Annotated in this window: 19 protein-coding genes and 3 pseudogenes; 11 read left to right on the top strand and 11 right to left on the bottom strand. The window is 66.0% G+C overall.

Features of this window, described 5'->3' with window-relative positions; genetic code table 11:
- Positions 1-265: 265 nt before the first annotated feature.
- From OMK73_RS28790 to OMK73_RS28780, 3 genes are all read right to left on the bottom strand, one after another.
- Positions 266-973, bottom strand: coding sequence for a hypothetical protein (locus OMK73_RS28790; protein WP_267605020.1), 708 nt, complete (start codon positions 971-973; stop codon positions 266-268).
- 11 nt (positions 974-984) lie between these two features.
- The gene (locus OMK73_RS28785; protein ID WP_267605019.1) at positions 985-2,352 is read right to left on the bottom strand and encodes a hypothetical protein; all 1,368 of its coding nucleotides are present in this window, start codon (positions 2,350-2,352) and stop codon (positions 985-987) included.
- A 285-nt stretch (positions 2,353-2,637) separates the two neighbouring features.
- Positions 2,638-3,609 carry a magnesium and cobalt transport protein CorA gene (locus OMK73_RS28780; RefSeq protein ID WP_267605017.1) on the bottom strand — a complete coding sequence of 324 codons (972 nt, stop codon included), beginning with the start codon at positions 3,607-3,609 and terminating at the stop codon, positions 2,638-2,640.
- Positions 3,610-3,753: 144 nt separating this feature from the next.
- Between OMK73_RS28780 and OMK73_RS28775 the strand changes: the two genes are divergently transcribed.
- From OMK73_RS28775 to OMK73_RS28755, 5 genes are all read left to right on the top strand, one after another.
- Positions 3,754-4,257 carry a hypothetical protein gene (locus OMK73_RS28775; protein WP_267605016.1) on the top strand — a complete coding sequence of 168 codons (504 nt, stop codon included), beginning with the start codon at positions 3,754-3,756 and terminating at the stop codon, positions 4,255-4,257.
- Positions 4,194-4,577 carry a septum site-determining protein MinC gene (minC, locus tag OMK73_RS28770; RefSeq protein WP_267605015.1) on the top strand — a complete coding sequence of 128 codons (384 nt, stop codon included), beginning with the start codon at positions 4,194-4,196 and terminating at the stop codon, positions 4,575-4,577. Before OMK73_RS28775 ends, minC begins: the two co-directional genes overlap by 64 nt.
- A gap of 63 nt (positions 4,578-4,640) precedes the next feature.
- Positions 4,641-5,456: a septum site-determining protein MinD gene (minD, locus tag OMK73_RS28765; protein WP_267605014.1), complete on the top strand. Its 816-nt coding sequence runs from the start codon at positions 4,641-4,643 to the stop codon at positions 5,454-5,456.
- A 14-nt stretch (positions 5,457-5,470) separates the two neighbouring features.
- On the top strand, positions 5,471-5,725 hold the full coding sequence (gene minE, locus OMK73_RS28760) for a cell division topological specificity factor MinE (protein WP_006164360.1): 255 nt from the start codon (positions 5,471-5,473) through the stop codon (positions 5,723-5,725).
- Positions 5,726-6,077: 352 nt separating this feature from the next.
- On the top strand, positions 6,078-7,160 hold the full coding sequence (locus OMK73_RS28755; protein WP_267605012.1) for a porin: 1,083 nt from the start codon (positions 6,078-6,080) through the stop codon (positions 7,158-7,160).
- Positions 7,161-7,239: 79 nt separating this feature from the next.
- Here OMK73_RS28755 and OMK73_RS28750 read toward each other — a convergent pair whose 3' ends face one another.
- Together OMK73_RS28750 and OMK73_RS28745 are read right to left on the bottom strand one after the other, a co-directional pair.
- Complete coding sequence (locus OMK73_RS28750; RefSeq protein ID WP_267605011.1) at positions 7,240-8,067, bottom strand: hypothetical protein; 828 nt, start codon at positions 8,065-8,067, stop codon at positions 7,240-7,242.
- A complete protein-coding gene (locus OMK73_RS28745) occupies positions 8,064-8,762 on the bottom strand; it encodes a response regulator transcription factor (RefSeq protein ID WP_267606553.1) in 699 nt (232 codons plus the stop codon). Before OMK73_RS28745 ends, OMK73_RS28750 begins: the two co-directional genes overlap by 4 nt.
- Positions 8,763-8,994: 232 nt before the next feature.
- Between OMK73_RS28745 and OMK73_RS38455 the strand changes: the two genes are divergently transcribed.
- Together OMK73_RS38455 and OMK73_RS38450 are read left to right on the top strand one after the other, a co-directional pair.
- Positions 8,995-9,384 carry a hypothetical protein gene (locus OMK73_RS38455; RefSeq protein WP_324291775.1) on the top strand — a complete coding sequence of 130 codons (390 nt, stop codon included), beginning with the start codon at positions 8,995-8,997 and terminating at the stop codon, positions 9,382-9,384.
- A complete protein-coding gene (locus tag OMK73_RS38450; protein ID WP_324291774.1) occupies positions 9,351-9,686 on the top strand; it encodes a winged helix-turn-helix domain-containing protein in 336 nt (111 codons plus the stop codon). Before OMK73_RS38455 ends, OMK73_RS38450 begins: the two co-directional genes overlap by 34 nt.
- A 44-nt stretch (positions 9,687-9,730) precedes the next feature.
- On the opposite strand, the gene OMK73_RS28735 is transcribed toward OMK73_RS38450, so the two are convergent.
- From OMK73_RS28735 to OMK73_RS28725, 3 genes are all read right to left on the bottom strand, one after another.
- Positions 9,731-10,726 (bottom strand): Bug family tripartite tricarboxylate transporter substrate binding protein, encoded by a 996-nt coding sequence (locus tag OMK73_RS28735; protein WP_267605010.1) that lies wholly within the window; start codon positions 10,724-10,726, stop codon positions 9,731-9,733.
- 126 nt (positions 10,727-10,852) lie between these two features.
- Positions 10,853-11,143, bottom strand: a complete 291-nt coding sequence (locus tag OMK73_RS28730; protein WP_267606552.1) for a hypothetical protein — start codon at positions 11,141-11,143, stop codon at positions 10,853-10,855.
- Positions 11,144-11,180: 37 nt separating this feature from the next.
- On the bottom strand, positions 11,181-12,194 hold the full coding sequence (locus OMK73_RS28725; RefSeq protein ID WP_267605009.1) for an EamA family transporter: 1,014 nt from the start codon (positions 12,192-12,194) through the stop codon (positions 11,181-11,183).
- Positions 12,195-12,315: 121 nt separating this feature from the next.
- On the opposite strand from OMK73_RS28725, the gene OMK73_RS28720 reads away from it, so the two are divergent.
- The 3 genes from OMK73_RS28720 to OMK73_RS28710 all read left to right on the top strand — a co-directional run bounded on the left by OMK73_RS28720 (position 12,316) and on the right by OMK73_RS28710 (position 15,573).
- Positions 12,316-12,894 (top strand): MarR family winged helix-turn-helix transcriptional regulator, encoded by a 579-nt coding sequence (locus tag OMK73_RS28720; RefSeq protein ID WP_267605008.1) that lies wholly within the window; start codon positions 12,316-12,318, stop codon positions 12,892-12,894.
- 124 nt (positions 12,895-13,018) lie between these two features.
- Entirely contained in the window at positions 13,019-14,332 is a 1,314-nt protein-coding gene (locus tag OMK73_RS28715) for a M20/M25/M40 family metallo-hydrolase (RefSeq protein ID WP_267605007.1), read from the top strand.
- A 176-nt stretch (positions 14,333-14,508) separates the two neighbouring features.
- Positions 14,509-15,573 (top strand): methyl-accepting chemotaxis protein, encoded by a 1,065-nt coding sequence (locus OMK73_RS28710; protein ID WP_267605006.1) that lies wholly within the window; start codon positions 14,509-14,511, stop codon positions 15,571-15,573.
- Positions 15,574-15,708: 135 nt separating this feature from the next.
- Here the strand turns inward: OMK73_RS28710 and OMK73_RS28705 are convergent.
- Positions 15,709-16,952 (bottom strand): annotated as a pseudogene (locus OMK73_RS28705) (MFS transporter); the annotation flags it as partial.
- Between the two features lie 86 nt (positions 16,953-17,038).
- Here OMK73_RS28705 and OMK73_RS28700 point away from each other — a divergent pair.
- Positions 17,039-17,962: pseudogene (locus OMK73_RS28700) on the top strand (AraC family transcriptional regulator).
- A gap of 1,646 nt (positions 17,963-19,608) precedes the next feature.
- Here OMK73_RS28700 and OMK73_RS39440 read toward each other — a convergent pair.
- Positions 19,609-19,746 (bottom strand): annotated as a pseudogene (locus tag OMK73_RS39440) (IS5/IS1182 family transposase); the annotation flags it as partial.
- Positions 19,747-20,345: 599 nt separating this feature from the next.
- A complete protein-coding gene (locus OMK73_RS28690; RefSeq protein ID WP_267605004.1) occupies positions 20,346-21,611 on the bottom strand; it encodes a M20 aminoacylase family protein in 1,266 nt (421 codons plus the stop codon).
- Between the last annotated feature and the right edge of the window lie 347 nt (positions 21,612-21,958).

The following is a 21,958-nucleotide window of genomic DNA, read 5'->3' as shown; positions in this document are numbered from 1 at the left end:
ATTCACAGATGGCAGATTAGGGATCGAGCGGTAAAAACGGGGTAGAGAGGGAGGCTGAGGTGTAAAGAAAATATAAAGAACGCGTAAAAACGGCGCGAAGGCGCGTGGCGGCGCCGCCGCACGGCGCATGTGCCGGCTAAAAAAAGCCCCGCAGGCTTTTGGCCTTGCGGGGCTATGCAGGACGCCGAAGCCGGCTGTGGCGCCGGCCGCGTCAGGAGCGCCTGATCCGTTGAATACGTAGAATCCCTTGTAGATCCGTTGTAGATCAGTTGTACGTATAGACCGCCGACTTGTTGGTGTTATCCAGCATGCGATACCCGAACAGCAGGCCGCGCGTGGTGGTGGCCGTGAAGGCCGGCACCGCCGCATTGACCACGATCGAGGTCGCGCCCTTGGGCGCCGGCGTGGACGTGCTCCAGGTCCCGATGCTGTCGACCGAGGCGGCCACGCTGCCGATCTGCTGGGCGGCCACGTTCTGCACCCAGTCCGCCGTCAGCGACGACTGCGCACCGGCCAGGCTGGCGTTTGACGGGTCCAGCGCGGCCAGCGATTTGCTGCCCAGCGTGTTCCACGGCAGGTTCACCCCTTGGGTGGCCGGCACGAGGTCGCTCAGCAGGGTCTTGGTGTAGCTGTAGGTCGGCGAGGTGTTGGTGCCGTGGAACAGCTCGATACGGTACTTCGCACCCTTGACCACCTTGGAGGCATCGGCGTTGTCCGCCGCTTGCGCCCACACCAGGTTGGCGGGATTGCCCGCCAGGGTGCTGGCTGCGCTACCGCTGAGGCCGACGGTCCGCGAGAACCAGAAGTTCGGGCAGTTGTACGACGGCGTGGGTGGGCTGAACTCGTTGCCGCACTGGGCGGTGACGGGCACCGTGCCGGTCTTGTTGCTCACGTCCATGTAGGTCTGGCCCACCTCGGCCGAAACCGGCGCGATATAGACGATGCCATTGCTCGGCAAGCCGGGCCCGGTCACACGCGCATAGCTCAGGGGGCGTTGTTGACAACGCTGCCCGGACCCTTGGCGTTGATCAGGAACTGGATGCCGCTCTGGAAGTGGCTGTAGTTGTTGTTGTTCTTGTTAAAGCCAGGGTTGAGCTGCTCGACGCGCCGGATCTGGAGCTTGAGCGTGACATCCACCGGCTGCTGGTTGCCGACCAGCCACCAGCTCGACGGATGCGCGCTGGTCGCGCCGCCCGCGATATCGCGTGCCGTGGTGATGATGTTGCCGGGATTGCCGCTGGCGTCCAGGTACTTGAGGTTGAGGATGGCTTCGTCGCGCCCCGAGGCAGTCGATGCGGCGGGATAGAACGCCATGATTTCCGGCACGCTGAACTGGGCGTTCGTCATGGAATCGCTGGTCAGGATGCCATAGAGCAGCTGTCCGAAGTAGTAGCCGTTGTGCAGGAAATCGACTGCGGCCGCGTTGCTGATGTCAGCAGCGATGTTCTGGCACGCGGATGCCACCCCGTTGACCTCCGGGCCGCCTTGCGAGGCGGGCAGCGTGGCATCGGAGGACGTCACGCGCTGCGAGACGGGCAGCGCGAAGCAGGCCGAGAACGCCTTGGCGACCGCCTGGGCTGCCTGCGGCAGGGCCGCGACGGCGGCGGGCGGCGCAGCGAGCGTGCCGCCCGTGCTGGTGGCGGTGGCGATGGCCACGGGCGTCGGGTTATCCACGGTGGCCAGCGCCAGCTTGCCGGTGGCCGGGTCCGTCACCACCTTGACGATATCGAGCAACTGGTCGGCGGTATTGCCGACGCCGGCTGACGTTGCGGCCGTGATGGCGGTCGAGAACGGGTCGTAGCCGGCGGGGGCGCCGATGGCGGCGAGCACGCTGGCGAGCTGCGCGACCACGTTGGCGGTGACCTTTTGCAGGGCGGCCGCATCCACCGTCTTGCCGCTGACGAGCGTCAGCGGATTGCCGTCGGCGGCCAGCTGCGCCACGATGGCGGTGGTCAGCGGCGTGGCGTTGATGGTCAGCTTGGCGCCGGCAACCGGCGTGACGGTGCTCACGCTGACCAGCGGGGCAGTGTTGCCCGTGGGATCCGTGACGACCACGAAGAACGGCGCGACCTCGCCCGTCTTCAGGGTGCAGGTGTAGCTGCCCAGGGCGCTGGTGGTGATCGCGGCCTCCTGGCAGGGCGACGCGCCCGCGCTATCGGTAATGGCCACGTTGGCGTTGGCGAGCGCGGCGCCGGTGGCGGCCGTGCCGGTCACCGCGGCCGCGGCCAGGACCGGCTTGTCGCCGGTGGAACCGCTGCTTGCGCTATCGCTGCCACCGCCGCCGCAAGCGGCCAGCGCCAGCAGCGCCGCGCCGCTCAGCGCGACCCCGAATGCCTGAAGTTGAAGCTTCATTGGATTTCTCCCCTGAGAATGGATTCCGGTGTTTCTTCTGCTTTTCTTTTTTGCCAGCGCCGTGCCGGCAATTTGATTTACGGCAGGACCTTGCTATTCGTTAGCCGGCCGATGGCAGCGGGCTTGCGTCCCCCGGCACGGGCAAGACTAAGCAGCCGGCCAGCAGGTGGGAATCCCATAAACATGGCATGGCGTCCCGCCCCGGACTGCGCGGGGAGGAATGGCAGGGAAAAACGGGGGCTCCGTGGGGACGGCAGGCGTGGCAGCAGGGCCGCGCCGCGCGGGTCAGATCCAGCCGGACTTATGCAGCTTGCGCCAGAGCCCGCCGCAGGCCAGCGCGGTCACCCCGATCACCACCGGATAGGCATAGTGGAACTTCAGCTCCGGCATGAAATTGAAGTTCATGCCGTACAAGCTGAACACCACGGTGGGAATCGCCAGGATGGCGCCCCAGCCGGCCAGGCGCTTGACCACTTCGTTCTGGCCCACCGTGACCAGCGCCAGGTTCACCTGCACCGCGGTGGTCAGCATCTCGCGCACCACGTCGAGCGTGCGCACCAGGCGGCTGGCATGGTCCTCGATGTCGCGGAAGTACGCGCGCAGCTCCTTGGGCACCAGGTCCTCGTGCAAGCGGATCAGTTGCCCGCAGATCTCCTCGATCGGGTAGACCGCATTGCGCAGGCGCAGCACCTGGCGCTTGATGTGGTACAGGTGCTCGATCGCGGCGCGGTCGAACTCGTCGCGGAAGATGCCTTGCTCAAGCTGCTCGAAGGCATCCTCGAGCCGGGTGACGATGGGCATGTAGTGGTCCACCACGAAATCCATCAGCGCGTAGAGCACGTACCCCGGGCCGTTGGCCAGCGCGCGCGCGTCGCTTTCGCAGCGCTCGCGCACCGGCGCGTAGCTGCTGCTCACGCCGTGACGGACCGACACCACATAGTTGGGGCCGACGAACAGGTGGGTCTCGCCCACCACCACCTCCTCGTCCACCAGTTGTGCGGTGTTCAGCACGATGAAGATAGAGTCGCCGTAGGTCTCCAGCTTGGGGCGCTGGTGGGCGTCCAGGGCATCCTCCACCGCCAGGTCGTGCAGGCCAAATTCCTGCTGCACCTTGCGCAGCAGGGGCAGGTCCGGTTCGTGCAAGCCCAGCCAGACGAAGGTGCCGGGGACAGCGATTGCGTCGCTGATCTGGTCCAGGGCGACATCGCCCACGCGCTTGCCGCTGCGGTAGGCCACACTGTTGACGATCGCGCCCATGATTGCTCCGTTGTTCAGATGGCGCAATCGTAACAAGAGCGCCGTCAACGCGCCGCATCCGGCACTGGTCTCCTGTCATCCGGCATTTGTTACAGTTCTGCACCCAGACGAAGTTAGAATGTCCCATTTCCACGGTCACCGACTATGTCCCAGAAGAAATCGCCACGCTTCGAGCTGCGCAGTGGCAATGTCGACGCCCTCCTTCTCGCTCTCAAGACCACTGACATCGCGGCGCTGCGTGACGATCTCCTGTCCCGTTTCGAATCGACCCCCGATTTCTTCTCCAACGATGTGGTGGCCCTGGACCTGCGCCGGCTGGAAGGCGACGACCAGGTAGCCCTGGACACGGTGATCGAGACCCTGGCCCTGCTCAAGGCCCGCGCCATCGGCGTGGTGGCCCGCGAGGCACAGCGGGGCTGGGCCGAGTCGTTCGGCCTGCCGCTGCTGGATAGCCAGAGCCGGCGCGGCGGCCGGGACGAGGCCCCGCAGGCCGAGCCCGCCGCGCCGGCAGGCCCTCGCCCGCCGAAGCACTGGCCGACGCCCAGGCTGCGGCCCAGGCCGAGGCAAAGGCCGCGGCCGCCGAAGTGGAAGCCGCCGCCGCGGCTGCCATCGCCGAAGCCGCGTCGCGCAGCCTGCCCACCATGCTGATCGACAAGCCGTTGCGCTCCGGCCAGCAGATCTACGCTGCCGGCGACGTGGTGATCCTCGACCTGGTCAGCTACGGCGCCGAGGTCATCGCCGAAGGCAATATCCATATTTATGCCCCGCTGCGCGGCCGCGCGCTGGCGGGGGTCAAGGGCTACGCGCAGGCGCGCATCTTCTGCACCTGCCTGGAGCCCGAACTGCTCTCCATCGCCGGCATCTACCGCACCGCCGAACTGCCGCTGCCCGCCGATGTGCTGGGCAAGTCGGCCCAGGTGCGGCTGTCCGGGGAGAAACTGATTCTCGAACCGCTCCGGATGAAGTAACACCCGCCGCAGAGCCCAAACCAAAAGCAGCGCAAGCTTCAACCATTACTGGATCCAAGAGCCATGGCAAAAATCATCGTTGTGACCTCCGGCAAGGGAGGCGTAGGCAAGACCACCACCAGCGCCAGCTTTTCCGCCGGCCTGGCCCTGCGTGGCCACAAGACTGCCGTGATCGATTTCGACGTCGGCCTGCGCAACCTCGACCTGATCATGGGTTGCGAGCGTCGCGTGGTGTATGACCTGGTCAACGTGGTACAGGGCGAAGCCAACCTGAACCAGGCGCTGATCAAGGACAAGAAGTGCGAGAACCTGTTCATCCTGCCGGCCTCGCAGACGCGCGACAAAGACGCGCTCACCAAGGAAGGCGTGGAGAAGGTCATCAATGGCCTGATCGACATGGGCTTCGAGTTCATCGTCTGCGACTCGCCCGCGGGCATCGAGTCCGGCGCCCTCCTGGCCATGTATTTCGCCGACGAGGCCCTGGTCGTGACCAACCCCGAGGTGTCCTCGGTGCGCGACTCGGACCGCATCCTGGGCATCCTGTCGTCCAAGACCAAGCGCGCTGCCGAAGGCGGCGACCCGATCAAGGAACACCTGCTGATCACGCGCTACAACCCGAAGCGCGTGCACGGCGGCGAAATGCTGTCGCTTACCGACATCCAGGAAATCCTGCGCATCAAGCTGATCGGCGTGGTGCCGGAATCCGAAGCCGTGCTGCACGCGTCCAACCAGGGCACGCCGGCCATCCACCTGGAAGGCTCCGACGTGGCCGACGCCTATGGCGACCTGGTGGACCGCTTCCTCGGCAAGGACAAGCCGATGCGCTTTGTCGACTATCAAAAGCCGGGGCTGCTCTCGCGCATCTTCGGCAACAAGTAAGGGGGTCTACCATCATGTCGATTCTGTCCTTCCTGCTCGGCGAGAAGAAGAAGTCCGCCTCGGTTGCCAAGGAGCGGTTGCAGATCATCCTCGCCCATGAACGCACCGGCCATTCCGCGCCGGCCGATTACCTTCCCGCCCTGCAGCGCGAGCTGGTCGCGGTGATTTCGAAGTATGTCAAGATCAGCGACCAGGACCTGCGCGTGAGCCTGGAACGCCAGGACAATCTCGAGGTGCTCGAGGTCAAGATCGAGATTCCACAGGGATAACCCTGAGCCGGGCCAGCGGTCGCCGGCCCGCGCTTCAAGCGGCGGCGCTTCACCATGAAACGCCCGCCTGGCCAGCCTTGGCAACCGGAGCGCGCTCGCAGTGCCGGCACCATCCCCACGGCCGTGGGGTGCACGAGTAGTGCTGGCTTCATCTCGCGATGCACCATTATGTAAATTTGTCGCGGCGTCGCAACGCTTTTGCACCAATTGCCGGCTTAGAGGCTGTCAACGGTGTGCATTAGTGTCTAAATCTTTTCTGTTTTGTTAAATTTTCGCGGGCGTTTACACGAAACGTAAACTCGTCCGCCGCCGCGATCCGGCCGCGGACACCACAGAATAGAAAAGGAGCCATATGAAGAAATCAGCCCTCACCCTTGCACTTGGTACGCTGCTGGCCGGCAGCGCCTACGCCCAATCGTCGGTGACCCTGTACGGTATCGTCGACCAGAGCCTGCGCTACACCAACAATTCGAACGCCAACAATGACAGCCTGTACCAGCTGACCAACGGCGCCATCACCAACAGCCGCTGGGGCATCAAGGGCACCGAAGCCTTGGGCAACAACCTGAAGGCGATCTTCCAACTGGAAAACGGCTTCGATCCGGATACCGGCAGGGCTAACCAAGGTGGTCGTCTGTTCGGCCGTCAGGCATATGTGGGCCTGGCCGGCGACTTCGGCACTATCAAGCTGGGCCGCCAGTACACCGAGGGCTTTACCTTCTTCGGCGACTACGATCCGCTGACCATCGGCAACTACACCGCCAATGCCTGGCCGTTCTTCCTGACGAACTTCCGCAATGACAATGTGGTCAGCTATGACGGCAAGTTCGGCGGCCTGAACGTGGGCGCCAGCTACGGCTTTGGCGAAAAGGCTGGCTCCTTCACCTCTTCGCAATACTGGGGCACCCGCGCTGCGTACACCGTCGGCCCGTTCGGCTTCGGCGGCGTGTTCCAGGAAACCCGCGACACGAACGGCAACAAGCAGCAAATGTGGGGCGCGGCAGGTCGGTACAGTATCGGCCCGGCCAAGGTATTCCTGGGCTACGTGGGTGGCAAGGACCGCACCGGTTCCGTCGACGCCAGCCTGAACGGCGACGCCCTGGCCGCTGGGACCGCCAACCCGGTCCCGGTGGGCAGCTTCACCTCGAACCCGCGCAAGGACATCATCGGTTACCTGGGCCTGACTTACCAGCTCACCCCGGCGCTGGCCCTGACCGGCGTGTTCTACGGCGACCATGTCAAGAACGCGAACGGCGTGTCCAACAACCAAGGCAACCGCTACACCGGCGTGCTGCTGGCCGAGTACTCGCTGTCCAAGCGCACCCAGGTCTACGGCACCGTGGACTACAACAAGTTGACCGGCGGAACGAAGACCGAACTGCCGGGCAAGAACAACCAGACCGGTGCGGCCGTCGGTATTCGCCACATTTTCTGATTGTCCCTTCAGGCTTGACCCCGCTCGCGCGGGGGACACGTCAGACGACAAGAAAGCACCTTCGGGTGCTTTTTGTTTTTCATGGCAGCACCGGCAGGCGCAGATGCCAGGTGACGCGCCGATCGGCATCGGTTTCGGCACTGCCGCCGGCGTCGAGCGCGCCGCCATGGCGCAGCAGCACGCGGCGGCAGAACTGCAGGGCCGGCGCATCGCCGCGCGCCGCCTGCCACGCCTCGGCATCGGGGTCGGGCACGAAGGCGATGGAGATCCGGCAGAGGCGGCCGTCGAGCCGCTGGCGCACCCGCGGCGGCGTGCTCCCGGCTGCCGACATGGCCAGCGCCATCAGCACGCGCAGGGCCTCGGGCAGCATGGCGGCATCGGCCCGTATCCAGGCCTTGCGGCCTGCCAGGTCGAGTTCGGGCGCGGGCCCGGCATGCGGCCAGAGCGTGTCGGCGGACTCGCGTAGCAGCGCCGTCAGCTCCAGGACCTCCATGCGGTAATCATGCGCCAGCTCGCGCAACAGCCGCGCGATGTCGTCGGTGAGGCGCAGCGACGCCTGCGCATAGCCCGCTGCCTGCGCGGCGAAGGCCTCGAACGCGTGTGCGCACGGCACGTCCTGCTGCAATTGCGCCAGCGCCAGGATGGCACTCTGCGGCGCGCGCAAATCGTGCGACAGCGCGCGCATGGCGGTTTGCCAGGATGCCAGCGCCGCGCTGTCGCAGGCCGCCGCATCGACGGCGCCGCCGGCAGGCAGCATGGCGCGGATGGCGGCCATGCCCGTGGGCTTGTCGCGCCTGCCCTCCTCCATGCCCGCCCCCATCCTGTGAGCGAGACGCTCCAGGTAGCGCGCGGCAGCACGCAGGCCAGCCACCCACCGCAGGATTTCACAGCGCAGCCATGCCGTCATCGCGCCGCGCTGGTGAGTTCGAGACGGTAGCCATGCGTGTAGACGGGCAGCAGCCGCAGCCCGTGCTCCGGATGCAGGGCCAGCTTGCTGCGCACGCGCGACATATGGGTATCGATGGTGCGCGACAGCGGCGAGATCTCGCGCCCCCAGACCGCCGCCACGATATGGTCGCGCGACACGATGCGGCCTTCGTTGCGAAACAGCAGCACGGCCAGGTCGAACTCCTTGGGGGTCAGCCTGAGCGGCTGGGCGCGATGCGCCACCGTGCGCGCGGCGCAGTCGATGACGTAATCGGCCAGCGCTACCTGCGCGCAGCTGCTGCCGGGGTCCGGATAGGCGCGGCGCAGCAGCGAATGGGTGCGCGCCAGCAGCTCGCCGCGGCGCACTGGCTTGAGCATGTAGTCGTCGGCGCCGGTGGCGAGGCCATCGACGATGTCTTCCTCCGCCACGCGGCAGGTCAGGAACATCACCGGCACGCGCCGGTCCAGGTTGGCGCGCACCCAGGTCAGGACCTCCTTGCCGGAGAGATCCGGCATCTGCCAGTCGAGCAGCAGCAGGTCGAAGTTTTCCTCGCGCAGTTGCAGCAGCAGGTCGCGGCTGCGCGTGAAGGTGGTGCAGGCATGCCCGGCCTCGCCGAGTATCTGCCGGATCAGGGCCGCCTCGGCGGGTTCGTCTTCCAGTGAAGCGATCTTCATACCCATGCAATTTGGCCGGAAAGGCTTGGACGCCTGCCGGTCTCGCGGTGATTGGCGCGGTCGGCGCCAGGGAATGACCCGACGATGCGGGGCTATCCGTCATTAAAAACCGCGGGAGAAGTCTTTCGGATGAGAATTTTCGTAATCTGCGGCGGAGGCTTCCTTTAACTGTCCGCGACGCGGGCCGCGACGCTAAGATGCCCTGGCAATGCCGCGCACGAGGAGAGAGTTCATGCGAGTCGCAGTACTGGAGGACAACCCGGCAAGAGCCATCCTGCTGGAGCAGACGCTCAGGCTCGGCGGCCATGAGGCGGTGCGCTTTCGCGAAGGGGGCGCGCTGATGCAGGCGCTGCGCAACGAGCCATACGCGCTGTTGCTGATGGCCTGGGAGATTCCCGGCATCCCGGCGCGCGACGTCTTGCTGTGGATACGCCGTACCCTCGGCAATGAATTGCCGGTGATGCTGCTGAGCCAGCACGATGACGACGACATATCGCCCGGTGCTTCGCCCATGGCGCGGATGCCTTCCTGCCGGCCCCGGTGCGCCGCGCCGAGCTGGCGGCGCGCGTCGATGCGCTGCTGCGGCGCATGGCGCCGGTGGCGCCGGCCTGCGGTGACCTGAAGCTGGGCGCCTACCGCTTTGTGCTGGCCGAGCGGCGCGCCTTCGTCAATGGCCGCCTGGTCAAGCTGGCGCCCAAGGAGTATGAGCTGGCGGTCTTGCTGTTCCGCCATGCCGGCCAGTTGTTGCTGCGCCAGACCATCGAGGAATCGGTCTGGCGCCGCGGCGTGCCGCCGGCATCGCGCACGGTGGACAGCCACCTGTCGCGCGTGCGCACCAAGCTGGCGCTGGAGCCGCGCAACGGCGTACGCCTGTCGGCGGTGTATGCCACCGGCTGCCGGCTGGACCTGATCGAGCAGCCGTGATGCGGCAATGCGGCTGCCCGTCCTTTTTCGCCAGCCTTGTCCCGTCAGTCCGCCTTGATGCCCGCTTCCTTCACGATGCGGGCGTTGTCGTCGTATTCCGCATGGATGGCCTTGGCGAACTGCGCGGCGGTGCCGCCGGTGGGGACTTCGCCGCCCTTGAGCAGGCGCTCGCGCACCTCGGGCTCTTGCAGGGCCTTGTTCAGTTCGGCATTCAGCCTGGTGATGATGGCCACCGGCGTGTGGGCGGGCGCGAAGATGCCGAAGGTGGAAGTCAGGTTGGCTTTCGGATACCCCAGCTCGGCAAGGGTCGGCACATTGGGCAGCGACTCGATGCGCTTGGGCGCGCCCACCGCCAGCGGGCGCAGCCGGGCAGCCTGCATATGCTGGGTCAGCATGGGGCTGGCGTTGGTGCTCATCACCTCGAACTGGCCGCCGAGGGCGTCGTTCATCTGCTGGCCCGCGCCTTTGTAGGGGATCAGGGTCAGGTCGGCCTTGGCCTTGGACTTGATCTGCTCCAGCATGACATGGCCCACCGTGCCCAGGCCCGACGTGGCCCAGCGCACCGAGCCGGGCTTGGCCTTGGCTTGCGCCAGCAGGTCCTGGAACGACTTGCCGCCGAAGCTCGACGTGGCGATCACCAGCACCGGCGAGTACATCACGCTCATGACCGGCGCGATGTCGCGCTGCGGATCGTAGTTGACGTGGCCCACGTGCGGGTTGAGCGTGAGCGGGCTGGTCGAGGCAAAGCCCAGCGTATAGCCGTCCGGCGCGGCCTTGGCCACGGCGTCGATGCCGATGCTGCCGCCCGCGCCCGCCTTGTTTTCCACCACCACCGAGGCGCCCATCTGGGCCGACAGGCGCTCGCCGAGCGCGCGCGCCACGGTGTCGCTGATGCCGCCGGTGGGATAGGCCACGATCAGCCGGATCGGGCGCGCGGGATACGTGTTAGCGGCGTCAGCGGCGTTGGCGAGCGGGCTCGCCAGGGCGGCGGCAACCACGGAGGCAGCAGCCAGCAGGGGAATTCGGTGGGAAGCGGACATGGAGGGAACGACGAGGACAACGGTTGGGAGACGGAACGACGGAACAACGGAACTTGGCCGCGCTGGCGCCGCCGGGCGGCCCGGGACCGGGCGCTGGCCCGTCAGCACGCCTGCAGGAAACAGGCGCTATGTTATCCGATCGGCGCCGCGGCCCAACGGGCGGTCCGGCACCCACGAGACAAAGAGCTCGTTGGCGCGGTCATAGAGGCGCCATACGGTGCCGCACTCGCGGCAGGTGAACGTGAGCATGCTGAACGGCACGCCGGCGGCGCTCTGGCTGACCAGCGGCGCGGTGTGCTTGAGCACGAGCCGCTCATGCGGCTCGCGCCGGCGGGAATCCGCCGCTAGCGCCAGGCAGTGATCGCAAGCGGGCCGGGTGGGGGTAGGGGAAGGTACGGCAGGCGTCATGCCCGCCATGATGCCGCAAAATCGGCGCGCCATTCACCCTTGTCATTCACCCTTGCCGCTGCGGCAACGGCGGATGCGCCTTATCGGAGCCCCCGGCAACGGCCTGCGCCGCCTTCGGCGCGCGCTGCCCCAGCCACACGCTAGCCAGCACCAGCAGTGCGCCGGCCATCTGCGCCGGGCTAAGGGTCTGGCCTAGCACCAGGAAGCCCAGCACGGTCGCGCTAACGGGGCTGAGCAGGCCAAGCGCGGAGACCGCGGCGGTCGGCAGGCGGCCGATGCCGCGGAACCAGAATGCATAGCTCACGCCGGCGCCGGCCACGCACAGCCACATGTAGCCAAGCACGTTGGGCAGCGTCAAGCGCGCCGGCAGCGTCTCGAAGGCCAGCGCAAACGGCAGCAGGAACAAGGCGCCCGCGGTGAGCTGCCACGCGGTGAGCACCAGCGGCGTGACCGGCGGGCGCCAGCGCTTGGCGAGCACCGTGCCCAGCGCCATCGACACCGCGCCGGCCGCAGCCGCCGCCACGCCCACGGCATCCAGCCGCGCGGCGGGCCCCAGCACCAGCAAGGCCACGCCGCCAATGCCGCCCAGCCCCGCCAGCCACGCAGCCAGATGCGGCCGCGCGCCCAGCAGCAGCCACGCCAGCAGCACCACCAGCAAGGGCTGGATTGCGCCCACGGTGGCCGCCACGCCGCCCGGCAGCCGGTAGGCGGCGATAAACAGCATGGCCTGGAACAGGCCAATGTTGAGCACGCCCAGCACCGCCGCCTTCCACCACCAGCCGCCGCGCGGCAGTTGCCGGCCCCACGCCAGCATCGCCAGGCCGGCCGGCAGCGCGCGGATCACGCCGGACAGCAGCGGCTGTCCCGGCGGCAGCCACTGGCTGGTGATCAGGTAGGTACTGCCCCAGATCAGGGGCGCCGAAGCGGTCAGCAGGACATCCGCCGTGCGTACCTGGACCTGCGGCGCAGCCGTGGAGGACGACGTGGTGGACGTGCAGGACGACGAGGATGGGAGCGCCGCGAGCAGAGATGGCGAGGCGGGCTGGGCGTCGGGCTTCATGTCGTCATGCCTCCATTTTTCTTCAGACAAATATTCTTGATATCAAGATATAAATCTCACTTTACGAACCGGACGCCTTGATGTCAAGATTCTCGTCATCCAGGATAAACAGCAGCCCACCATGGCCACTCGCGGCAAACCCAAGGCAAGCAGCGCGACGGCGCCCTCCCCTAAAGCTGGCAGCGACGATGCACCCGAAGGCGGGGGCGATCGCGTCGACCGCATCCTGGCCCAGTGGGCACGCGAGCGCCCTGACCTGGACGCCGCGCCGATGGGCATCATCGGCCGGGTCTGGCGCCTGGCGCGCCACACCGATCGCGCGGTGGAGTCCGCGCTGGCGCCGACCGGCCTGAATACCTGGGAGTTCGACGTGCTGGCCACACTGCGCCGCTCCGGGCCACCCTATGCGCTGTCGCCGGGCGCGCTGATCGATTCGCTGATGATCACCTCGGGCACCATGACCAACCGGATCGACCATCTCGAGCGCGCCGGGCTGGTGCGCCGCAGCCCCAACCCGGACGACCGGCGCGGGCTGCTGATCGAGCTGACCCAGCCGGGCCGCACCCGCATCGACCACGCGCTGGAGGTGCACGTGGCCAATGAGCATCGCTTGCTCGAAGGGCTCTCGGCCGCCGAGCGCAAGCAGCTGGCAAGCCTGCTGCGGCGCTGGCTGCAAGGCTTCGAGGCGGCCGACGAATAGCGCGGCCGAAAGGCGCGTCGCAGCGATGCTTGCGCCCCGGCTGGCACGAACCCTGCACCCCGCCTTGCCCTTTACCCGTTTCCCCTCACTGCGTTTTTCCTCACTGCACCACGGAGCCCACCGCATGCGTTTGACCGTTACCCCGCGCACCAGCGCGTTTTCCCCTCGTCCCTCCTTGAAGGCGGCCGCAGCGCTCGCCGCCCTGCTTTGCGCTGCTGCCGCGCAAGCGGCGCCGGTGGAGCCCGCCTACCAGCTGTCCCAGCAAGAAAAGCCGGCACTGATCGCCACGCTCAAAGACCTGGTCTCGATCGAATCCGGCAGCAAGGACATCGAAGGGCTGGACCGCATTGCCACGCTGATCCGCGACCGCCTGGCCGCGATGGGCGGCGACGCGCAGCTGATCGAGCCCACCGAGGTCTACCGCATGGAAGACACGCCCAAGCAGGTGGGCAAGATGGTGATGGCGCAGTTCAAGGGCACGGGCAAGCGCAACATCATGCTGATCGGCCACATGGACACGGTCTACCTGCGCGGCATGCTGGCGCAGCAGCCGTTCCGCGTCGACGGCGAGCGCGCCTATGGCCTGGGCATCGCCGACGACAAGAACGGCGTGGCGGTGATCCTGCATACGGTGGCCATCCTCCAGAAGATGGGCTTCAAGGACTACGGCACGCTCACCGTGCTGATCAATGGCGACGAGGAAATCAGCTCGCCGGGCGCGCGCGCCATGCTGACCAGGATGGGCAGCCAGCAAGACGCGGTGTTCTCCTGCGAAGCCACGCGCGTGACCGGCGACCGCCTGTCGCTCGCCACCAGCGGCATCGGTGCCATCTCGCTGACCGTGCACGGCAAGGCCTCGCACGCCGGCAGCTCGCCCGAGAACGGCCGCAACGCACTGTATGAACTGTCGCACCAGATCCTGCAGATGCGCGACCTGTCCAACCCCGAGAGCGGGCTCAAGGTGAACTGGACGATTTCCTCCGCCGGCACCAACCGCAACGTGATCCCCGCCATCGCCACGGCCCAGGCCGATGTGCGCGTGCTGCGCACCGCCGACTACGACAGCCTGGAACGCACGCTGGCCGAACGCGTGAAGAAGCAACTGATCCCCGATACCAAGGTCGAGGTCAAGTTCGAACGCCGCCGCCCGCCGCTGGAAGTCACCGACGCCGCGCGCAAGCTGGCCGCGCACGCGCAAGGCGTGTATGCGGAGATCGGCGAGAAGCTGGCCGTGTACGACACCGCCGAGGGCGGCGGCACCGATGCCGCGTTCGCCGCGGCCGCCACCAAGGCACCGGTGATCGAGCGCTTCGGCCTGCGCGGCTTTGGCGCACACTCCAACGATGCGGAATACGTCGACCTCAACTCTGTCACGCCGCGCCTGTACCTGCTCACGCGCATGATCATGGACGTGTCGCAGGACAAGACCGGCCGCTGATCCGCTCGCTCATCCTGTCGCTGGTGCCAGCCTGATGCCAGCCTGATGCCAGGCTGGCACGCTTCTCGCCTATGCAGAACGACAGGAGCGACGCAGAACAAACATGGTGCGGACCGTTTTCGACAGCACACGCCGGGCTCCTGACTGGTCACTGGATCTGTAATGGGAGATACCGTATGGCAAGCGCAGACCGCATCGTCGAGCTGTCTCACCACGTTGGATATATCGCGGACAACAAGATCTCCAGCATCGCGGAGATCAACCGGGAAACGAAGTTCCTCGCCCTGAACGCCTTGATCGAGGCGGCGCGCGCCGGCGATGCGGGCCGCGGCTTCAGCGTCGTGGCGAATCAGGTCAAGCAGGTCTCCGAGCGCATCTCCGGCATCACCGGCGAGCTGACCACGGAGCTGGGCGGCTCCATCGCCGAGCTCACCCAGCTCGGCGACGCCATGATCCGGCAGATGCGCGGCCACCAGGGCCAGCGCCTGGCCGACATGGCGCTGAACATGATCGACGTGGTCGACCGCAACCTCTACGAGCGCTCCTGCGACGTGCGCTGGTGGGCCACCGACGCCGCCCTCGTGGAGGCAGTGAGCAGCCCCGAGCGCACCACCGCCAGCCATGCGAGCGAACGCCTTGGCGTCATCCTGAACAGCTACACCGTCTACCTCGACCTGTGGGTCATCGACGCGCAGGGACGCGTCCTCGCCAATGGCCGCCCGCACGCCTACCCCGGCGTGGCAGGGCGCAATGTCTCGGGCGTGGAATGGTTCAAGCGCGCGATTGCCACCACGTCGGGCGACGACTATGTCGCGCACGATGTCGCGGTGTCGCGCTTTCTCGACAACGCCAGCGTGGCCACCTACGCCACCGCCATCCGCGAAGGCGGCCGCGCCAACGGCGAGCCCGCCGGCGTGCTCGCCATCTTCTTCAACTGGGCGCCGCAGGCGCAGACGGTGGTCAAGGGCGTGCGGCTATCCCCGGAAGACTGGCAGCGCACGCGCTGCCTGCTGGTGGACGCGAAGCACCGCGTCATCGCCGCGTCGGATGGCGTGGGCTTGCTGGCCGAGACCTTCGCCCTGAAGGACGACAACAACCCCACCGGCTGGTACGAGGCGCCGGACGGCGCGCTGGTGGCGTTTGCCCGCACGCCGGGTTACGAGACCTATCCGGGGCTGGGGTGGTACGGCGTGATCGTCCAGCATCCGCCAGGCGGCAGGCATCCTGCAGGACAGGCTTGATGCTGAGACGGCAGCCCCACGGGTGCGCCACGCACCGCGTGGGGTTGCTGCAATGTGGCGCATTGGCACCACGACGGTGCATGAAATCGAACAGCGATATGGCCGCGGGCCGCTGCGCGCAGGCTCAGGCCTGCTTTTTCGCCCGCCCAGGTCGGGCAGGAAAATGGCCAGCAAGCCCAGCAGTGGCAGGAAGGCGCACAGCTGGTAAACCGATTGGATGCCATGCGCGTCGGCCAGCTTGCCCAGCACCGCGGCGCCGATGCCGCCCATGCCGAAAGCAAAGCCGAAGAACAGCCCCGACACCATGCCCACCTTGCCCGGGATCAGTTCCTGCGCGAACACCAGGATCGCCGAGAACGCCGAGGCCAGGATAAAGCCGATGATGAACGACAGCACGCCGGTCCAGAACAGGTTGGCATGCGGCAGCATCAGCGTGAACGGCGCCACGCCCAGGATCGACGCCCAGATCACGCGCTTGCGGCCGATACGGTCGCCGATCGGGCCGCCCAGGATGGTGCCGGCCGCCACCGCGAACAGGAATACGAACAGGTAGAGCTGCGAGCTTTGCCGCGTCAGGCCAAAGCGCTCCATCAGGTAGAAGGTGTAATAGGTGTTCAGGCTCGCCATGTAGAAATACTTGGAGAACACCAGCGCCATCAGCACCACCATGGCACGCACCACGGTGCTGCGCGGCAGCGGCGCGGCGGTGACGGCAGCCTTGCGCTTGCGCGTGGTATGCGCCAGCTCGCGGCCGTACCAGCTGCCGATCTGCCACAGCACGGCAATCGCCAGCAACGCCGCCAGCGAAAACCACGCCACGCTGCTTTGCTGATGCACGATCCACGCCGCCAGCAGCGGCCCGGTAGCGCTGCCCGCATTGCCGCCAACCTGGAAGATCGACTGCGCCAGCCCGTGCTGCCCGCCCGACGCCATGCGCGCCACGCGCGACGACTCCGGATGGAAGATCGACGACCCGGTGCCCACCAGCGCGGCCGCCAGCAGCAGCACGCCATAGGTAGGCGCCACCGACAACAGCAGCAAGCCGCACAGCGTGAAGCCCATGCCGATCGACAGCGACTGCGGCTGGGATGCTTGTCCGTGTACAGGCCCACCACCGGCTGCAGCAGCGAAGCAGTGATCTGGTACGTCAGCGTAAGCAGCCCGATCTGGGTAAAGCTGAGGTTGAAGCCGCCCTTGAGCATCGGATAGATGGCCAGGATCAGCGACTGGATCATGTCATTGAGGAAGTGCGAAAAACTGATCGCCCCGAGTACGCGAAAACCGGTCCGCTCGGCGGCCTGCGCGCTTGTAGAAGTCTGCGCCTGGCCTTGCGGCGAGGCATTCGCGCCGCCGGGCGCGGTATCGATGCGGCTGCTCATGTTGGAGAAGAATTAAGGGGCTGAAAAGGCAACTAGGGAATCGTGGCGACCATGCTAAATGGCGCAAATCCGCCTGTCCTGCGAGAATAGGGCCGGAACCTTGGAGAAAAGGACATGCCCCGTCCCGTCACGCACCTTTCGCAGCGCAACAACGGGCTAGACGACACACCGCTCGCCCGGCACGACGAAAACCCCACGCCCCGCCTGATCCCCTCCCCGCCCGGCATGGACCGCGCCGACACCTACTCCAAATCGCCCGCCTACCTGCAATACGACCGCAGCCCCATGCCGGTCACCGCCATGGCCGCCGACTACCAGCCCGGCCACGTCACCAAGCCGCACCAGCATCCCAACGCGCAGCTCATCCACGCGGTGCATGGCGTGATGGTGGTCGCCACCGCCGAAGGGCAATGGATCGTGCCCCCAACCCGCGGCATGTGGATGCCTGGGGGCACGGTGCACTGGATCCGCATGGTCGGGCACGTGCGCATGCGCACCGCCTATATCCGGCCGGACGCCGCCGCCAACCTGCCCACCCGCTGCACCGTGCTTGGCATCACGCCGCTGCTGCGCGAGCTCATCCTCGCCGCGATCGATATCCCGACACCCTACGCGGCCGAATCGCGCGACGGGCGGCTGATGCGGCTGCTGCTGGATGAAGTGATGCTGGTGCCGACGTTGCCGTTGCACTTGCCGCGGCCTGCGGATGCCGGTTTGCGGGAGATCTGCGATGCGATTGTCGGGGCGCCCGATACGGCGCTGACTTTGGCGCAATGGGGGAGCGGCTAGGGGTGGATCCCAAGACGATCCAGCGGCGGTTTGCGCGGGAGACGGGGATGACGTTTGGGCAGTGGAGGCAGCAGGCGAGGTTGCTGTCGGCGTTGGAGGGGCTGGCCGCCGGGGCTAAGGTGGTGGATGTGGCTTTGGATTTGGGGTATGAGAGTCCTAGTGCGTTTTCTACTATGTTTAGGAGGCAGTTTGGGGTGCCGCCTAGTGGGTTTTTTCGGTGAATTTTGGGGGTGGGGTGGGGCTTTTTAGGCGTGGGGCTTTGGGGCTTTGGGCGCTTTTGGATCGATGGTGGTTTTTGGGCCCAAGCGCAGCACATTTGGCTCTTGCTGCGAGGTTGGGCTTTGTTTGTTGGCGTTGGCTTTTGCACCCAAGGGCCGTACGACATCCCCCTGCGGGGGCTGCCGGTCACTCTTCTTTGCGCGGCAAAGAAGACTAACGAGAAGAAAGCCGCCCTGCCGGGGGCAGAACAATAAGGCTGTTTTTGCCTCTGTGGTTGCGTCGTACGGCCCTGAGTGTTGGCTGGCGTGTCCTACCGGCTTGGAGGTCATCGCAACTGCATGACCCATGGGTTTCGTCGTGCAGCCCCCGACCTCGTTTGCGGTGAGCGTTCGGCCATCTGCCGTTCGCGGCGCGAGGGGCTGCGCTGTTTCGAGTGTGGCTGGTTTCGTGGTTTTGTCTCGGAGGGCAGGCGCGGTGATGTTCGAGGGCTCTTGTCTTGTGGTTGGGCTTTGATTTTTGCGGCGTTGGCTTTTGCACCCAAGTGCCATACGACATCCCCCTGCGGGGGCTGCCGGTCACTTTTCTTTGACCGGCAAAAGAAAACTAACGAAAGAAAGCCGCCCTGCCGGGGGCAGAGCAATAAGGCTTTTTTTGCCTCTGTGGTTGCGTCGTACGGCCCTGAGTGTTGGCTGGCGTGTCCCACCGGCCTGGAGGTCATCGTAACTGCATGACCCATGGGTTTCGTGGTGGGGCCCCTGACCTCGTGTGCGGTGCGCGTTCGACCATCTGCCGTTCGCGGCGCGAGGGGCTGCGCTGTTTCGGGTGTGGCTGGTTTCGTGGTTTTGTCTCGGAGGGCAAGCGCGGTGATGTTCGAGGGCTCTTGTCTTGTGGTTGGGCTTTGATTTTTGCGGCGTTGGCTTTTGCACCCAAGGGCCGTACGACATCCCCCTGCGGGGGCTGCCGGTCACTCTTCTTTGCGCGGCAAAGAAGACTAACGAGAAGAAAGCCGCCCTGCCGGGGGCAGAGCAATAAGGCTGTTTTTGCCTCTGTGGTTGCGTCGTACGGCCCTGAGTGTTGGCTGGCGTGCCTTACCTGCCCACAGGTCATCGCACCTGCATGACCCACGGGTTTCGTGGTGCGGCCCCTGACCTCGTGTGCGGTGCGCGTTCGGCCATCTGCCGTTCGCGGCGCGAGGGGCTGCCCTGTTTCGGGTGTGGCTGGTTTCGTGGTTTTGTCTCGGAGGGCAAGCGCGGTGGTGTTCGAGCGTGAACCCTCGCGGACCGGGCCACGGTGCCCACCACGAAACCAGGAGGACTGATAGCAAGTTGCCGGCAGCGCCGGTACGGCAGGGCATCAAATGGCCGGGCATTCGCCGCCAGAGACAAAACCACGAAACCAGAAACGTGGGCTGCATCGCGGCCCTCCGCACCGCGAACGGCAGATGTGGGAATGGTCACCGCACGCGAGGTCAGGGGCCGCACCACGAAACCCGTGGGTCATGCAGGTGCGATGACCTCCAGGCCGGTAGGACACGCCAGCCAACACTCAGGGCCGTACGACGCAACCACCGGCCCCACATAAGCCTTATTGCTCTGCCCCCGGCAGGGCGGCTTTCTTTCGTTAGTTTTCTTTGAGGGTGAGGACAAATTCAGGCATTGGTCAATCGGCGTACGAGCAAACGTGCCTGAGATAGCCAGACCCAGGCGGTTGCGCTGGCGATGCTGCGATCGTGATGCATGATCAGGCGGCGCGAGCGCTCGTTCCAGGCATGGGTGCGCTTGACCATGCGGCGCCTCTCGTACACCGCAGGTCGTCCCCGATGTCCCTCTGGCCGTTCGAACAGGTCGGCCGCCAGCGCCCATTCGGCATCGGTCAGGCAACTGGTGTACTTGCCAGGATCGGCCGGCTCCAGGCGATGAGAATCGCTGTAGCCGTAATGCGCGGGCTCACTGGGCTTTGCATAGAGTACAGCGCTGGGTTGCGCAACTCGCTTCAATCCAGCGCGGCGCAAAGCCGCCGCCAGCGTGACCGTGCTGACCCTGGGGCCACCTTGCTCGGCAAGGCTTTGGGCCAACTCCCTCATCGTCGCGTTCGGATGGCCTCTCACCAGTTCCCGCAACTGCGCGTGATGCTCCTCGTCTATGGCCAAGGGCCTTCCCATCTTCCCCATGACTGCATCTCCATGTTCAGTTTAGGAAGAATAGGTCTTTCTTTCTTTTGTCTCCACCCTCTTTGCCGCGCAAAGAAAAGTGACCGGCAGCCCCCGCAGGGGGATGTCGTACGGCTCTTGGGTCCAAAAACCAACGCCGCCCAAAAAAGACACCAACCAATACAACAAGAGCTAACTGGTCTGCCCTTGCCCCCAACCACCCCAACCATCCCCCTTTACACCTCCAAATACCTCTCCACCAACCTAGCCCAATAAGCCGCCCCAACCGTCAAATTCTCATCATTAAAATCATACCCAGCGTTATGCAGCAAAGGCTGCCCCGCCCCATTCCCCATCCGCACAAAACACCCCGGCCGCTGCTGCAGGAAGTAAGCAAAATCCTCACTCCCGGCGATCAGCGGGAAATTCGCCACCACGTTGTCAGGCCCAACCAGTTCCTCAGCCACCTGGCGAGCGAACTCGGTCTCGCGCTCACTGTTGACCAGCACCGGGTAGCCCCGGATGTAATCGATCTCCACCGTAGCGCCATAGCCCTCCACATGTGAAGTCACCAGCTTGCGGATGCGATCTTCCAGCGTGCGCCGCACATCGGGACTGAACGACCGCACGCTCAGCTCCAGCTTGGCGCTCTCGGGAATCACATTGGGCACATGCCCGGCATGCAGCGTCCCGATGGTGACCACGGCGGTTTCGTTCGGGTCGATATTGCGCGACACGATGCTCTGCAGCGCCATCACCAGGCTGCCGGCGACCAGGATCGGGTCGATCGACTGGTGCGGGCGGGCCGCGTGGCCGCCCTTGCCGCGGATGGTGATGGCGACCGTATCGCAGGCCGCCATGAACGGGCCGGCGCGGAACATGAAGGTGCCGGCTTCCACGCCGGGGTGGTTGTGCAGCCCGAAGATCGCGTCGCAGGGGAAGCGCTCGAACAGGCCGTCGGCAAGCATGCGCTCGGCGCCGCCGCCGGAGCCGATTTCTTCGGCGGGCTGGAAGATCAGGTTGACGGTGCCGTTGAAGTTGCGCGTGCGGGCCAGTTGGCGGGCCGCGCCCAGCAGCACGGTGGTGTGGCCGTCGTGGCCGCACGCGTGCATCTTGCCGGCGTGGATGCTGGCGTACGCCAAGCCGGTGCGCTCATGAATGGGCAGCGCGTCCATGTCAGCGCGCACGCCGATGCTGCGCGGACCACCGCCTTCGCGCAGCGTGCCGACCACGCCGGTGCCGCCGACGCTGCGCGTCACCTCGTAGCCCCAGGCTTCGAGCCAGGTGGCGACCAGCTCGGCGGTGCGCACTTCGTCGAAGGCGAGCTCGGGGTGCTGGTGGATGCTGTGGCGGATGGCTTCCAGCTCGGCGCGGCTGTCGATGGTGTCGGCCAGCTCACAGAATCGTGAAGCGCGGGAGGTGGAGGGAGAGGCGGCGGCGGATCGGGTCGCGTGCGAGTCGGCAAGAAGTGACTCGATCAGTTCGGGGGCGTGTTCTGACATGGCAGTACTCGTTTTTCTGAGGCCTTTGCGGGGCGTATAGAAAACAGTATTTCACGCTGGGCGCAGAGCGCAAACGGTTTAACCCTTTGTAGCGAAATCAGGGGAACAACTGTTGCGAACGGGGGACGATCCCGCGCTCAAAGGGATAGCGGGGAGATTTGCAGGCGTGCGGTGCAGGTGTGCGGCGCCGGTGTCGACAGCGGTACAAGCGACAGGCAAAAAGCCGGATCTGCGTTGTCATGCTCCCTCTCCCGCGTGCGGGAGAGGGGCTGGGGGAGAGGGCGGGCGCTCGTTACGCCTGCTTGCTGGAAAACACCACGGGCTTTGCTCCAAGTAGCTCCTAGCTG

The sequence above is a fragment of the Cupriavidus sp. D39 genome, assembly GCF_026627925.1.
Taxonomy (GTDB): domain Bacteria; phylum Pseudomonadota; class Gammaproteobacteria; order Burkholderiales; family Burkholderiaceae; genus Cupriavidus; species Cupriavidus ulmosensis.
Note: the sequence above shows the minus strand (reverse complement) of the source record. Positions and strands in the feature narration are given on the sequence as shown.

What these genes read in the sequence shown, in the direction of transcription:
- OMK73_RS28785 (WP_267605019.1), bottom strand. Translation starts at nt 2,352, where the DNA reads ATGAAGCTTCAACTTCAGGCATTCGGGGTCGCGCTGAGCGGCGCGGCG.
- OMK73_RS28780 (WP_267605017.1), bottom strand. Translation starts at nt 3,609, where the DNA reads ATGGGCGCGATCGTCAACAGTGTGGCCTACCGCAGCGGCAAGCGCGTG.
- OMK73_RS28775 (WP_267605016.1), top strand. Translation starts at nt 3,754, where the DNA reads ATGTCCCAGAAGAAATCGCCACGCTTCGAGCTGCGCAGTGGCAATGTC.
- minD (WP_267605014.1), top strand. Translation starts at nt 4,641, where the DNA reads ATGGCAAAAATCATCGTTGTGACCTCCGGCAAGGGAGGCGTAGGCAAG.
- minE (WP_006164360.1), top strand. Translation starts at nt 5,471, where the DNA reads ATGTCGATTCTGTCCTTCCTGCTCGGCGAGAAGAAGAAGTCCGCCTCG.
- OMK73_RS28755 (WP_267605012.1), top strand. Translation starts at nt 6,078, where the DNA reads ATGAAGAAATCAGCCCTCACCCTTGCACTTGGTACGCTGCTGGCCGGC.
- OMK73_RS28750 (WP_267605011.1), bottom strand. Translation starts at nt 8,067, where the DNA reads ATGACGGCATGGCTGCGCTGTGAAATCCTGCGGTGGGTGGCTGGCCTG.
- OMK73_RS28745 (WP_267606553.1), bottom strand. Translation starts at nt 8,762, where the DNA reads ATGAAGATCGCTTCACTGGAAGACGAACCCGCCGAGGCGGCCCTGATC.
- OMK73_RS38455 (WP_324291775.1), top strand. Translation starts at nt 8,995, where the DNA reads ATGCGAGTCGCAGTACTGGAGGACAACCCGGCAAGAGCCATCCTGCTG.
- OMK73_RS38450 (WP_324291774.1), top strand. Translation starts at nt 9,351, where the DNA reads ATGGCGCCGGTGGCGCCGGCCTGCGGTGACCTGAAGCTGGGCGCCTAC.
- OMK73_RS28735 (WP_267605010.1), bottom strand. Translation starts at nt 10,726, where the DNA reads ATGTCCGCTTCCCACCGAATTCCCCTGCTGGCTGCTGCCTCCGTGGTT.
- OMK73_RS28730 (WP_267606552.1), bottom strand. Translation starts at nt 11,143, where the DNA reads ATGGCGGGCATGACGCCTGCCGTACCTTCCCCTACCCCCACCCGGCCC.
- OMK73_RS28725 (WP_267605009.1), bottom strand. Translation starts at nt 12,194, where the DNA reads ATGAAGCCCGACGCCCAGCCCGCCTCGCCATCTCTGCTCGCGGCGCTC.
- OMK73_RS28720 (WP_267605008.1), top strand. Translation starts at nt 12,316, where the DNA reads ATGGCCACTCGCGGCAAACCCAAGGCAAGCAGCGCGACGGCGCCCTCC.
- OMK73_RS28715 (WP_267605007.1), top strand. Translation starts at nt 13,019, where the DNA reads ATGCGTTTGACCGTTACCCCGCGCACCAGCGCGTTTTCCCCTCGTCCC.
- OMK73_RS28710 (WP_267605006.1), top strand. Translation starts at nt 14,509, where the DNA reads ATGGCAAGCGCAGACCGCATCGTCGAGCTGTCTCACCACGTTGGATAT.
- OMK73_RS28690 (WP_267605004.1), bottom strand. Translation starts at nt 21,611, where the DNA reads ATGTCAGAACACGCCCCCGAACTGATCGAGTCACTTCTTGCCGACTCG.